The 13,577-nt window shown below is 42.5% G+C and carries 11 protein-coding genes; 3 read left to right on the plus strand and 8 right to left on the minus strand.

Features of this window, described 5'->3' with window-relative positions; translation table 11 throughout:
- Positions 1 to 30: 30 nt before the first annotated feature.
- The 3 genes from IEY03_RS12015 to IEY03_RS12025 form a co-directional block, all read right to left on the minus strand.
- Positions 31 to 1,404, minus strand: a complete 1,374-nt coding sequence (locus tag IEY03_RS12015) for an ATP-binding protein (RefSeq protein ID WP_188841981.1) — start codon at positions 1,402 to 1,404, stop codon at positions 31 to 33.
- The gene (locus IEY03_RS12020; RefSeq protein WP_188841983.1) at positions 1,404 to 2,090 is read right to left on the minus strand and encodes a response regulator; all 687 of its coding nucleotides are present in this window, start codon (positions 2,088 to 2,090) and stop codon (positions 1,404 to 1,406) included. Before IEY03_RS12020 ends, IEY03_RS12015 begins: the two co-directional genes overlap by 1 nt.
- Before the next feature lie 83 nt (positions 2,091 to 2,173).
- Entirely contained in the window at positions 2,174 to 3,610 is a 1,437-nt protein-coding gene (locus IEY03_RS12025) for a thioredoxin domain-containing protein (RefSeq protein ID WP_188841985.1), read from the minus strand.
- Between the two features lie 279 nt (positions 3,611 to 3,889).
- Here IEY03_RS12025 and IEY03_RS12030 point away from each other — a divergent pair, with 279 nt between their 5' ends.
- Both IEY03_RS12030 and fieF read left to right on the plus strand, forming a co-directional pair.
- A complete protein-coding gene (locus IEY03_RS12030) occupies positions 3,890 to 4,378 on the plus strand; it encodes a Spy/CpxP family protein refolding chaperone (protein ID WP_188841986.1) in 489 nt (162 codons plus the stop codon).
- Positions 4,379 to 4,556: 178 nt separating this feature from the next.
- Complete coding sequence (gene fieF / locus IEY03_RS12035; protein WP_188841988.1) at positions 4,557 to 5,426, plus strand: cation efflux pump FieF; 870 nt, start codon at positions 4,557 to 4,559, stop codon at positions 5,424 to 5,426.
- 81 nt (positions 5,427 to 5,507) lie between these two features.
- Here the strand turns inward: fieF and glnG are convergent, their stop codons facing one another.
- The 5 genes from glnG to typA form a co-directional block, all read right to left on the minus strand.
- Positions 5,508 to 6,920, minus strand: coding sequence for a nitrogen regulation protein NR(I) (glnG, locus tag IEY03_RS12040; protein ID WP_188841990.1), 1,413 nt, complete (start codon positions 6,918 to 6,920; stop codon positions 5,508 to 5,510).
- A gap of 32 nt (positions 6,921 to 6,952) precedes the next feature.
- Positions 6,953 to 7,990 carry a nitrogen regulation protein NR(II) gene (glnL, locus tag IEY03_RS12045; RefSeq protein ID WP_188841992.1) on the minus strand — a complete coding sequence of 346 codons (1,038 nt, stop codon included), beginning with the start codon at positions 7,988 to 7,990 and terminating at the stop codon, positions 6,953 to 6,955.
- 136 nt (positions 7,991 to 8,126) lie between these two features.
- Positions 8,127 to 8,657 (minus strand): DUF4124 domain-containing protein, encoded by a 531-nt coding sequence (locus IEY03_RS12050; protein WP_188841994.1) that lies wholly within the window; start codon positions 8,655 to 8,657, stop codon positions 8,127 to 8,129.
- 446 nt (positions 8,658 to 9,103) lie between these two features.
- Positions 9,104 to 9,415 carry a pyrimidine/purine nucleoside phosphorylase gene (gene ppnP / locus IEY03_RS12055; protein WP_188841996.1) on the minus strand — a complete coding sequence of 104 codons (312 nt, stop codon included), beginning with the start codon at positions 9,413 to 9,415 and terminating at the stop codon, positions 9,104 to 9,106.
- 152 nt (positions 9,416 to 9,567) lie between these two features.
- Complete coding sequence (typA, locus tag IEY03_RS12060; protein ID WP_188841998.1) at positions 9,568 to 11,385, minus strand: translational GTPase TypA; 1,818 nt, start codon at positions 11,383 to 11,385, stop codon at positions 9,568 to 9,570.
- A 563-nt stretch (positions 11,386 to 11,948) separates the two neighbouring features.
- Between typA and glnA the strand changes: the two genes are divergently transcribed.
- Positions 11,949 to 13,358, plus strand: coding sequence for a glutamate--ammonia ligase (gene glnA / locus IEY03_RS12065; protein WP_188842000.1), 1,410 nt, complete (start codon positions 11,949 to 11,951; stop codon positions 13,356 to 13,358).
- Positions 13,359 to 13,577: the final 219 nt, after the last annotated feature.

Raw genomic sequence — 13,577 nt, forward strand, 5'->3', positions numbered from 1 at the left:
AGATTATAATGTATTTTGGTGTCATGGTGCTTAGAAGGTATTAAGCGGTAAAACTATTTTAATCAGCAAGCCATGTGGTGAGGTGTTTACTGCTTTAATACTGCCTTGGTGTATATGAATAGCCGCTTGAGTAATGGCTAATCCTAATCCCCATCCACCGCTATCTCTGTCGCGGGCATCATCAGGTCGATAAAAGGGTCTAAAAATCGCGTTAAGCTCTTTTTCATCTATCCCTTTACCGTCATCCTGAATTTCAATTATTACCTGTGTACCTTGCAGTACTGCGGTTATGCTGACGTGTTTATTGGCGTAGCGAATGGCATTACGTAATACGTTTTCGATGGCGCGGCACAAAGGTTTTGGGTAGTGCTCAAAGGCAAGGTGGTCATCGATAGCAATATGCAGCAGCTTGTGTTGCTGTTCAGCTTCAAACTCAGCATCATCTAACACTTGGCTGAGGGTTTCATTCAGCTCGGTGTGGATCCGAACTTCGCTAGCATTGAGTGTGACCCTTGAAAGCGTTAACAGCTCACCAATTAAGTCATCTAATTGGGTGGCTTCATATTCAATACGAGATAATTCTGTGGTGTCCTGACCTTTTTTACGCGCCAAGGCCAGTGACAGTTTTAAGCGGGTTAGCGGGGTTCTTAGCTCGTGAGAGATATCACCCATCAGCCTTTGTTGGTTTTGCATCATGGTTTCAATTGAGTCTGCCATACTGTTAAAGGCTTGAGCCAACTGGCCAATTTCATCGCTTCGGCTGATGGTCGATTTATCTGCACGATGCGATAAATCCCCTTTAGCAAGCGCATTCGCACTGTGTTTTAAGCTATTCAGAGGTTTGCTGAGATGCCAGGCAAGTAGCCCGCATAACAAGCCGGAGAATAAAATCGCGATAGTGGCGGTGAGTAATTTGTTTTCCGAAAAATACAAAAACCAAGGCCGAGGATGGTTGGCGGGTATTCTGCCATACACCTGAAAGGTTTGTTGATTAGCGCTGAAAGATAACGGCCCAAATATTAGCTCATTTCTAAACTGGTGACTCATTGGTTGTTTGGCATCTTCTGCCATCAATAAAAATTGTCTTAATGAACGGGGGACTTTACGACTATTAATCACTTGGCCATCGCTATTGGTTACATAAATGCGTAATGGTCTGTCGCGCTTTGAATACTGTCGTTGAAGTTGATTTAGCCTGTTTGAGTTAAGAATATCGGGTGACAGCTGAATATCTTCGACTACTTTATGCAGAGCTTGCTGTAATCGAGCATCTAATGGTGCACGGTCATGGCTTTGCAGCAACATGGGCAGCATTAACACTAATGCAATAGTAAGAGAGCTGCATAGCCAGAAGCCAATCAGTAACTTAAAAAATAATCTATTTAATGGGGCAGTAGTTCGCATTAGGGGATCCAAATGTAACCTCTGCCTCGCAACGTTTTTACCCGAGCGCGGCCATCGGTTCGTTCGGGCAGCTTTTTGCGCAAGTTAGATAAATGCATATCTAAGCTGCGGTCAAATGGCATCAATTTTTTACCTAATACATTTTCGCTTAACGTCTCTTTGGTGACTAACTCTCCCGCACTGGAGATCAGATTAAGCAACAGGCTAAATTCAGTGGAGGTTAAGATGATTAATTGATCGTTGCAAAAGGCTTCTTGTCGAGTAGGGTCTAGGCATAAATCACCCAGTGTGACGGAGTTACTCGCTGCTTGCTCTTGTCCGCTAGCGTTTGAACGGCGCAGAATAGCCCGAATTCGCGCGATTAATTCACGATCATTGAAGGGCTTTGGTAGGTAATCATCAGCGCCAATTTCTAAGCCGATAACTCGGTCAATTTCATCACCGCGAGCGGTTAACATTAGTACGGGGGTTTGCTTACGTTTACGTATGCCTTTTAAAACTTCAAACCCACCCAGTTTGGGCAGCATGACATCTAATAAGATAAGGTCGCAGTCAGAGTCTAATGCTAACGCTAACCCCGCTTGACCATCATAAGCTTGGCTGACGACAAAACCTTCCATTTCTAGAAGTTGAGTTAATAATTCTGATAATCCGACATCATCATCAATAAGTAAAATTCGATTCATTTCAGCCCTCAATATGCATATAAACACTTTAGCTTAAGGCGGGCTGAGATGACATCATCATTGCACAGTTTTACATTAGTCGGTTATTTGAGTTTTAACACTTGAGCCAATTTAACGATAACAAAGGTTAAGATAATTGAACCGATAATTAGCCCTATAGACAACACGGGGTTTTGCAGTGACATAGGATCAATGACTAGCATTCCGCCAAGACCTAGCATCATGATCCCTGACATCAGCTTAAGCTTTTCACCTTCTTTTTCAGTGAGTTTACGCTTACCTAACGTCATAGAAAATACGATAACAATCGTTGCTAACGGAATAACATACACGACGTTATACGCAACGAGGTACAGGTAGCGCTCCATCACATCTAAGTTCGAAATTGATAGCACTGAGGTATAAATCATAGGGAAACCCGCAGTACACAATAATTCATAGGCATTGGCTAAAATGGCTAGGATGGATGAACCGATAATCATAGTGGGTAATGAACTGGCCTTAGATAATTTACCCATGCGTTTAATCAGGCTACCTCGGTTTTCGACCGACATGGATAAACTGACATCACCTCGGCCAAAAAAGTAGTCTTTAATATTTACCGTGGCAGCCACTAATGCCAGTATGCCTGCGCAGGTAATAATGATGCCGCCATCACCGCCGCCAAGCAGTTGGAATAAGTTGAGCCATGCGCTCATGAAAATGAAGTAAATAAAGCCTGAGAAGAACACAAAAATCCCCCCGACCAATAACATACGTTTTTTACTGCCGGCATTAACCATAATGCTGAGTAAGAAAAGTAATACGAAAAATGCACAAGGGTTAAAAGCGTCGACACCCGCTAGCACAATCGTTAACAAGGGGAGTGACATTTTTTCAGGATGCACCGCGCCGATTAACGGAATATCCACGGGTTGCACATGAGGTTCCGCTACCTGTGTGGTGTTGCTGTCGCCAGGGTATTGTGACATTCCACAGGTGCTTGCTGCACCATCATCTGCACTGCTGGTTTCGGCGCAGGTGCCAAATAGTGGCTCATCTTCAGGGGTATTTAGGGTGAGAAAGTCTGCAAGTGTATTGCCTATGTCAGGCTGTCCGCCTTGTTTTTTATAGCAATCTATTAGTCGCTCAACAATGTATTGCCCTGTCACTTGGTGGCTGTTGTAGCCAATGATGGCTTCGCCGCAAACGGCAAAGTAGGGTACGGATTTTGGCTCACTGCCAGTCAGTTTACCCATTTCCATGAGTTTATCGACATTCCCTGGCTTACTTATGAGGTAATCTTCTACCGCTATCCAATCAAATCGCTCCCCTAAAGCGTCTATAAAGGGGTGGGCTTTTCGGCAATGTGGGCAGGTTTCTGACCAGAAAAAATGTAGCTTGATAATCGTTTGGTCAGCTTGTTGAGTCATCCAAATCGAATCGTTTTGAGATGACGCCTGTGCCGCAGGTGAGGTAAAGGCTGCTGAAAATAATAAGATGGCTAACAATGCCCAAGTGCGCGTGAAAGTAAGATTCATGATAGACCTTAATAAGAAATACAATCTTTAGCTAATTTTATGCTTAAGGCGTTGCTATGTAAGTATCAGGTTGTCGTTACGTTAACTTGCTCTCATTAAATCACAACATTTACAGTATTTTGTTAGCTTGATCACTGACTCATTTTAACGGCTTTACATAGCTTTACGCTACTAGCACCCTCATTGACATTGCGATCGGTAAACTAGGTTCCATGTTGTGAACTTTGCCAACATTCAATTAGGCTTAATTAATAAGTCATCATCAACGAGGTAATAGCTATGAAAACATGTCTTCCTATTAAAGCGGCTCTTGTTGCACTGATTGCAAGTTCGGCTCTATTAACAGGCCAGCTTTATGCTCAATCAGCCGAAGAGCCAGCAGGCAGCGCTCAGGTTGAGCGACCAGCAGCAGGTAAATATTCCCATGGTCACGCAAGAAGTGGCATGCATAAAATGCTACGTAAGTTAGAGCTTACTGAGGCACAAAAAGCGGATGTAAAAGCGATTGTTGAAAAATACAAAACACAAGGTTCAGATAAGCCGTCGGCAGAAGCGAGAGCGGCTCATAAAGCTGAGATGTTGAGTTTAATCACCCATGCTAATTTTGATGAAACCAAGGCACAAGAGCTCATTGCTACCAAGCAAGAGTATAAGGCTGTTCAAATGCTACAGCATTTGAAAATGCAAAATGAAATCTACCAGTTATTGACCCCTGAACAACAAACTAAGTTTACTCAACGCCTAGAAAAACAGGGTAAAAAGCGTTAACTGTTATTCGCAGCATTTCGATGGCAACCGTTAAGTTAATTATTAACTTAACGGTTTGTCGCTTTCATCACACTTTCACCGCGTGATCTTGTTAAAAAAGGTAAACATTGTCGAAGCCATGCCCAGATAATTGCTATGATAAAGCCAAATAACCATTAATGATTGGGTGAATTCGGAAATGAAAACCAACCAAAATTATGATTTTTGGGTCAAACTAGCGAGTAGAGCCTCAGTGGCCGTTGCGTTAGGCTTAATCGTCATAAAGATGATTGCGTGGTTATACTCAGGTTCGGCAAGTATGTTGGCTTCGCTGACAGACTCATTCGCTGACGCGATGGCATCTATCATCAACTTCATTGCCATTCGCTATGCAATTGTCCCAGCTGATAAAGACCATCGATATGGTCATGGTAAAGCTGAGCCATTGGCATCGTTAGCACAATCTGGTTTTATTTTAGGTTCAGCTTGTATATTGCTGTTCTATGGTGGTGAAAAGCTAATAAACCCCGTACCTGTTACCCATGCAACCTTAGGTGTTGTGGTATCGATTATTGCAATTATTGTGACTCTGGGATTAGTTTTACTGCAGAGAAAAGCCCTAGAGCAAACCAGCAGTTCGGTTGTTGAAGCGGACTCATTGCATTATAAATCTGACTTGTTTTTAAACTCGGCAGTATTACTGGCATTGGTGTTAGCCAACTATGGCTGGTGGTGGGCCGATGGTTTGTTTGCCGTGCTGATTGCACTCTTTATTGGTCAACAGGCCATAGATTTAGGCTACCGTTCAATACAAAGTTTACTCGATAGAGAGCTTGATCCCGAAACCCGAGATCAAATTAAAACCTTAGCCTTAGCGGATAGCCATGTAAAAGGCATTCACGATTTACGTACGCGTCAGTCAGGGAAAACCATTTTTATTCAATTGCATTTAGAGTTAGACGGCAGTCAACCTCTGTTTGATGCCCATCGAATTGCCGATGCGACAGGTTTACGGATTCAAAATGCTTTTGAAGAAGCTGAGGTGATTATCCACCAAGATCCGGTTTAGGTGACACCAACTGCAGAGAAGCCTAGAGCCAATTCTAGGCTTCATTCTATGTTATCTAAGCTAACCTCAACTCGGACTAAGCTACTCCATTGATAACTCTTTGAGTTTACGTGTTAGCGTATTACGCCCCCAACCTAAACGTTTTGCCGCTTCTTGCTTATGACCTTGAGTATGCTTTAATGCGGTTTCAAGTAATATGCGTTCAAAAGCGGGCTGTATTTCGGTCAATAAATCATTTTCGCCGGCAGCGAGTTTTTCATCTATCCAACTTTTCAACGCAGACTGCCAATCACCATGGGCTACTTGATTTTGATGGTTTGATACCGGATCTTTGAGTAATTCCGGCGGTAAATCCTGCGGCAAAATTTCCTGGCCCGATGCCATGACGGTTAACCAACGGCAGGTGTTTTCTAGCTGACGTACGTTACCTGGCCAAGGCAATTGAGACAATTTAGCCGCAGTATCTTTGGTTAATATTTTGGGTTCAACACCAATTTCTTTGGCTGCTGAGTTGAGGAAGTGAGTGGCTAATTGAGGTATATCCTCACGGCGTTGTGATAACGGGGGTAAGTGCACTCGTATCACATTGAGACGATGGAATAAGTCTTCGCGAAAAGTCCCTTTTTGAACCAGTAATTCAAGATTTTGGTGGGTTGCAGCAATAATTCGCACATCCACTTGTACCGCTTGATGTCCGCCTACGCGATAAAATTGGCCATCAGACAATACCCGCAATAATCGAGTTTGCACATCAATCGGCATATCGCCAATTTCATCTAAAAATAATGTGCCGCCGTTGGCTTGCTCAAAACGCCCCTGGCGCACATTTGCTGCCCCTGTAAACGCGCCTTTTTCATGGCCAAAAAGTTCCGATTCAATCAAGTCTTTAGGGATCGCCGCCATGTTAAGTGCAATAAATGATTTATCTTTACGTGGGCTGTGTTTGTGCAGTGCGCCAGCGACTAATTCTTTACCCGTTCCAGATTGTCCATTAATTAATACACTAATAGATGAACGTGACAGACGTCCAATGGCACGAAACACCTCTTGCATCGAAGGGGCTTCGCCAATAATTTCAGGGGTTTTCACGGCGGTTTCAGCCGGAGTAGAAGGTACTTGCTCAGTTGCATGGGTGAGTGCGCGCTCTACTAACGCTATGGCTTCATCAATATCAAAAGGCTTTGGCAGGTACTCAAAAGCCCCTGCCTGATAAGCACTCACGGCACTGTCTAAATCCGAATGAGCCGTCATAATAATCACCGGTATATGCGGATAATGTAGCTGTAAACGGTCTAGGAGAGTGAGTCCATCCGTGCCCGGCATGCGGATATCAGACACTATGACTTGTGGCTGTGAATGTTCTAATGCTTGCCATAATGACTCGGCAGCCGCAAAGCTTGCACTGCTAAGTTTGGCGCCGGATAACGCTTTTTCTAGCACCCAGCGAATAGAGCTATCATCATCTAAAACCCATACTTGTTCGCTTATTGTCATCTTGCTACCTCGTTCTGCCTTTAGGTCTAAAATTATTGTAATGGCAGCGTAATGATAAATTCGGTATGGCCAGGCGCAGAGACACAGTCTATGCGGCCGCCATGAAGTCTTGCAATGTTGTGAGCTATTGATAAACCAAGGCCCGAGCCGTCTTCTCTACCTGTGACCATTGGGTAAAATAAGGTATCCATTAGTTCGGGTGGTATACCAGGGCCGTTATCGATAATTGATAAGGCCAAAACTAGTCGATATCTCTGGGTGCCTATGGTCACTTGGTGTTGTGTACGGGTCTTGATCAGAATTTCGCCACCACTATTGTCGAGTGCCTGAATGGCATTTTGAACTATGTTGAGGACAGCTTGTTGAAGTTGATCTGGATCCATCTGAATGTCGGGGATAGAAGGATCATAATCACGCTTTAACTTGATGTTTTCAGGCAATGCCATTTCAACGAGTTTTAATACTTTTTGTACCACCTGATGGATATTATGCTCGGTGTGCTGCGTTGGGCGTTGTGGGCCTAATAATCGGTCAACCAAGCTACGTAAACGGTCGGCTTGCTCAATAATTAAATGGGTGAATTCTTTTAATTCAGGAGAGTGAAGCTCTCTTGATAACAGTTGCGCAGCACCTCTTAAGCCCCCGAGTGGATTTTTAATCTCGTGGGCTAAATTGCGAACTAAATATTGGGCTGCTTGTTGTTGTGCATCCATATTAAGTTGCTGGTGGATACGACGTTGCTGATCGACTTGGCGTAGCTCTAAAATGCTTAGGTTTTGCTCATTTTCAATAGGAATTAACGTGAGATCTATCGTGTGATGTTGGCCATCTAAGGTGATCAACGCTGCGGTGTTAACAGTAATACCTTGGTTTGACGAGACGGCATCGCGCAAAATATGTTCATCAACACCCAAAAATTGGTATAAATCCGGTAAACGCAATTCAAGAAGTTTATGGTTAGCGACAGCCAATAGTTGTTCAGCCGCAGCGTTTGCAAAACGAGGCTTTAGGTTAGTGTCGATGACTAACACAGCGGTGACTAAATGATTTAGTAGGTTATTGGTGTCCATTTGCCGTCCTGGGTATTGGGTTGCACTATTATGGTGCACCAATATGGTGCATGCTGCAAGCCAGTTTCATCAAGCAAATGTTTCGGTTGGTAAAGAGGTGGTTAAATTAATACATTGTTTTTAATGAAATTAATAATTAACCCCCTCGCGGGGTAGGCCGTGTTACCAAAGTTGCTTGATGAAGATAGATGGTTCTAGGAGAACTAGATGCAAGGACTTTGCCGTTTTGATCCAATGCTTTCACTACAATGGCATGTTCACCACGATAAATGCCTTCAAGGCTAAAGGTGGTTGATGTTTGAGGTTGAGCTTTTATTTCACCATCAATGAATAATGCCAACAGCATGCCGCGTAATAGTTTAGGCGCGACACTTACAGTAACATCGAATTTGCCTTCATTACTGCGAATGGTTTCTTCATGGGTAGGCGAGACAATCGTGATTGTGGTGTTAACCGCGGTATCAAGCTCTGATTCTTTGGGGGAGTTAAGTTTGGTTTCGCGAAGCGCAATGGTATTTTGGGTATTTTGCTTCACTTCTACAAGCTCAGCATTCTGCTGAGGCTCATCGGCATAATGAACCTTGCCATTTTCATCAACCCATCGATAAACCGCAGCGCTGCTGCATAAGCTAATACTGAGTAGGCCGAATAATAATATAAGTCGCATCTTGATCCCTTTCTCACCGAGTGACAACTGCTATAGTAGACTTTTTTGAATCAAAAACTAGCATAGTTTATTTAGGCTAATTTACCCAAATACCCAACCGATATTGGATTAACTCTATTTCAGCATCATGACATGGTATTAGCTTACTCTTTGTCGCTAATCATTTAAGACAATACGGCCAAAAATAAGTGAGTATGGTATTAGCGGTTTTGAATTAACAAGCCGCCTTAAGATGAAAACTCAATTCATTTAAGTGAGCTTACTTTCTTAGCGTTGTGATTTTTTATTGAGATAATGACACTCTGCTAGTGCGAGAAATAATGCGTTGCGGGGTCAGCCTGAGGAAATGCTTTCGATGAGAGTGTAATAGCCCTGAAATGACCTTCAAGGCTTAGTCTGGCATGAAGAATGTAGCAATTAAAGTCCGATTGTTTATCAATAATGGCTTACAGGTAACTACAACAATATTCCGCTACCGCACTGGTACGAATGCTAAAACTCACGCCTGCAGCTAATTTAAAATGAGCGCCGGCTGGATAGTTAGCCCATTCAGATGCATTAGGGAGTAGCACGTCAAAATCACCTGAAGTCACTTTCATTATTTCTGCTTGAGACGTTGAAAATGTATATTCCCCCGGCAATACCACGCCTAAGGTTTGTTTTGAACCATCGGCAAAAAATACCACTCGACTAGTTACTTTACCATCAAAATACACGTTTGCTTGCAGCGCCACATTGACATTTTCTAACATATTCACCCACTCCATAAAATAAGTTGGTGTGAATTTATATCTATTTATTGTGAATATCTAGTTATTTTTTAATGTGGTGATTCTTAATTGAAAACAAGCAGACACAAAAAAGCCCAGAATAATCTGGGCTTTTAATTCAACTCAAATAAGCTGACTGATTACGCACCAGCGCGGTTATGGCGCTTACGTTCGTTTTCAGTTAAGTGTCTCTTACGAACACGGATGTTCTTAGGCGTTACTTCTACTAATTCGTCATCATCGATGAACTCAAGCGCTTGCTCTAAAGTCATGTTGATTGGCGGAGTTAGTACTTGTGCTTCATCAGTACCAGAAGCACGCATGTTAGTAAGCTGCTTACCTTTCAAACAGTTAACTGTTAGATCGTTTGAGCGAGCGTGAATACCAACAACTTGACCTTCATACACTTCAGCTGCGTGGCCAATAAACAAACGACCACGGTCTTGTAAACCGAATAGTGCGAATGTTAGTGCTTTACCCGTTGCGTTTGAAATCAATACACCGTTAGCACGTTGACCAATGTCACCGCCTTTATGAGGGGCATAGTGATCAAATGAATGATAAATCAAACCAGTACCAGACGTGGCGGTTAAGAATTCAGTTTGGAAACCGATTAAGCCACGGCTTGGGATAATAAAGTCGATACGTACACGACCCTTACCGTCAAGTTGCATGTCTTTCATTTCAGCTTTACGGGTACCTAATTTTTCAATTACAGTGCCTTGGTGCTCTTCTTCAACGTCAACCGTTACGGTTTCGAATGGCTCACATAATTCACCATCAATCGTCTTAAGAATAACTTCTGGGCGTGATACGGCTAACTCGTAACCTTCACGACGCATGTTTTCAATCAGGATTGATAAGTGTAATTCACCACGGCCAGAAACACGGAAACGGTCTGGACTGTCAGTTTCTTCAACACGTAATGCAACGTTATGAACCAATTCTTGTTGTAAACGCTCAAGAATATTACGTGAAGTAACATACTTACCTTCTTTACCCGCGAACGGAGAAGTGTTTACTTGGAAAGTCATGGTTAATGTAGGTTCATCAACAGATAACGGTGGTAATGCTTCAACTTCAGTTACGGCACAAACCGTATCAGAAATTTTTAGCTCGCCAAGACCGGTAATTGCAACGATGTCACCAGCGTTAGCAATTTCAACTTCAGTACGGTCTAGACCCATGTAACCTAATACTTGGCCCATTTTACCGTTACGTTTCTTACCGTCAGCGCCGATCACAGTAACCTGTTGACCAGTTTTTACGCTACCACGCTTGATACGACCAACACCGATTACACCCACGTATGAGTTATAATCAAGTTGTGAAATTTGCATCTGGAAAGCACCTTCAGCGTCAGCGTCAGGGAAAGATACTTTTTCAACGATTGTTTGGAACAAAGGCGTCATGTCTTCGCTTGTATCTTCAGGATCTAAGGTTGCGAAACCATTTAATGCTGAAGCGTAAACGATAGGGAAGTCTAACTGCTCGTCAGTTGCACCTAAGTTGTCGAATAAATCGAAAACTTGGTCAATAACCCAATCAGGACGTGCACCAGGACGGTCAATCTTGTTGATCACAACGATTGGCTTAAGACCTTGAGCAAATGCTTTTTTAGTTACGAAGCGAGTTTGTGGCATTGGGCCATCAACTGCATCTACTAGTAATAAAACTGAGTCAACCATAGACAGAACACGTTCAACTTCACCACCGAAATCGGCGTGACCTGGTGTGTCTACGATGTTAATACGGTAGTCGTTCCACTTGATGGCAGTGTTTTTTGCCAGAATGGTGATCCCACGTTCTTTTTCAAGATCGTTTGAATCCATCACCCGCTCAGTAGCTTCTCCTCGAGATGCAAGGGTTCCTGACTGCGCCAGCAACTTGTCTACCAGGGTTGTTTTGCCATGGTCAACGTGTGCAATAATGGCGATGTTACGTAAATTCTCTAGCACGGATAAAACCTCTATACCATCAAACAAAAAAGGGATTATTTACAGTTGCTATTAAGTATAGCCACCATAAAAAAGCGTGCCATTCTACTCCAGCAAGGCCTCAGTAGATAGGATTTTTTTTGAACACCACGTATTTTCACACGTTTGGACAGATATATGTCGACTGAACTGGCTTAAAAGGTTGTTGTGATGACTCGATGACTGATAAACATTAAGAACACAGTTTTCTGAATTAGGTTGGGTAAATTGTTATCTCAGTACACTTTTTGTTGATGAGTCTCTATATACTCGGCATGTTCATTTACGGTGCAGCCCAGCTTAACTGTTGCACCAAATTAGTGCTTTTGTGGATCTTTTTGGTGCAATTTGATGGTCACTTTATAATGCTAAAAAATCAAATTCATATAATTCAATGTGTTATATATTTGGCATAAAAATAGCTTAGTAAGTGACATCATGTGAACATCACTGTTTTACATTGGTTTAACTAAGTAAAGTGTACTTGGTAAACAGTTAGATTAAATTAAGAAGGGAATACCCTTGACCCTACCGGAGGCTTGAGAATGTCAGTTGAATCAGTATTAAAGCAACTTGAAGAATTAGAAGTTAAGTTTGTTGACTTACGTTTTACCGATACTAAAGGTAAAGAGCAGCACGTATCTATTCCAACTCATCAAGTTGACGCGGATTTTTTTGAAGACGGCAAAATGTTTGACGGTTCTTCTATTGCAGGCTGGAAAGGCATTAACGAATCAGACATGGTATTAATGCCTGATGCATCAACTTTCTTACTTGATCCTTTCACAGAAGAAACAACTGCGCTTATCCGTTGTGATATTTTAGAGCCAGGCACTATGACTGGTTATGACCGTGACCCACGTTCTATCGCTAAAAAAGCTGAAGAATATTTAAAGTCTACCGGTATTGCTGACACGGTTCTTATTGGTCCTGAGCCAGAGTTCTTCTTATTTGACGACGTACGTTTTGGTACTGACATGTCAGGTTGTTTCGTGAAAATTGATGCTAAAGAAGCTGCATGGAACTCTGCAAAAAGTTATGAAGAAGGTAACACGGGTCACCGTCCAATGGTGAAAGGCGGTTACTTCCCAGTAGCACCTGTTGACTCTTCACAAGATCTACGTAGCGCTATGTGTTTAGTACTTGAAGAAATGGGTCAAGTTGTTGAAGCGCATCACCATGAAGTGGCTACAGCGGGTCAAAACGAAATTGCTACACGTTTTAACACCTTGACTAAGAAAGCGGATGAAATCCAAATTCTAAAGTATGTTGTTCACAACATGGCACACGCTTATGGCAAAACAGCCACCTTTATGCCTAAGCCAATCGTGGGTGACAACGGTAGTGGTATGCATGTGCATCAGTCATTATCTAAAGATGGTGTAAACTTATTTGCTGGTGACAAGTATGCAGGCTTAAGTGACATCGCACTTTATTATATTGGCGGTATCATCAAGCACGCTCGTGCATTGAATGCTTTCACTAACCCAAGCACTAACTCTTACAAGCGTTTAGTGCCACACTTTGAAGCGCCAGTTATGTTAGCTTATTCAGCGCGTAACCGTAGTGCATCAATCCGTATTCCTGTAGTGCCAAGCCCTAAAGGTCGTCGTATTGAAGCGCGTTTCCCAGATCCACATGCAAACCCATATTTAGGTTTTGCGGCATTGTTAATGGCTGGTCTTGACGGTATCCAAAACAAGATCCACCCTGGTGATGCAATGGACAAAGACTTGTATGACCTACCAGCTGAAGAAGCGGCAGAGATCCCACAAGTTGCAACGTCTTTAGAGAATGCACTTGAAAACTTACAAGCTGACCATGAGTTCTTAACTAAAGGCGGCGTATTCAGTGAAGACTTTATTCAGTCTTATATCAAACTGAAAACAGCTGAAGCTGAGCGTGTAGCACGTACAACTCATCCATTAGAGTTCGAAATGTACTACAGCTTATAATCTTATCAGCTAATTTTTTAGCGAATAAGTAAAACAAACCCTGCTAACGCAGGGTTTTTTATTTGTCATTTTTACAATTAGTTACAAGCTAATGTGCCAATAAATTAACTCTCCTTGCTTTAATTTGTTAATTTTTCAGCTTACTGCTGTACCATAAATAATGCTTTATATAACGACTTAGTTGTTGATAATTATAGTTAATTATAAGTTGTCTACTCT

This window comes from Shewanella aestuarii, from assembly GCF_014647215.1.
GTDB lineage: Bacteria > Pseudomonadota > Gammaproteobacteria > Enterobacterales > Shewanellaceae > Shewanella > Shewanella aestuarii.

Coding starts and splice junctions, on each gene's coding strand:
- IEY03_RS12015 (WP_188841981.1), bottom strand. CDS start 1,404: ATGCGAACTACTGCCCCATTAAATAGATTATTTTTTAAGTTACTGATT.
- IEY03_RS12020 (WP_188841983.1), bottom strand. CDS start 2,090: ATGAATCGAATTTTACTTATTGATGATGATGTCGGATTATCAGAATTA.
- IEY03_RS12025 (WP_188841985.1), bottom strand. CDS start 3,610: ATGAATCTTACTTTCACGCGCACTTGGGCATTGTTAGCCATCTTATTA.
- IEY03_RS12030 (WP_188841986.1), top strand. CDS start 3,890: ATGAAAACATGTCTTCCTATTAAAGCGGCTCTTGTTGCACTGATTGCA.
- fieF (WP_188841988.1), top strand. CDS start 4,557: ATGAAAACCAACCAAAATTATGATTTTTGGGTCAAACTAGCGAGTAGA.
- glnG (WP_188841990.1), bottom strand. CDS start 6,920: ATGACAATAAGCGAACAAGTATGGGTTTTAGATGATGATAGCTCTATT.
- glnL (WP_188841992.1), bottom strand. CDS start 7,990: ATGGACACCAATAACCTACTAAATCATTTAGTCACCGCTGTGTTAGTC.
- IEY03_RS12050 (WP_188841994.1), bottom strand. CDS start 8,657: ATGCGACTTATATTATTATTCGGCCTACTCAGTATTAGCTTATGCAGC.
- glnA (WP_188842000.1), top strand. CDS start 11,949: ATGTCAGTTGAATCAGTATTAAAGCAACTTGAAGAATTAGAAGTTAAG.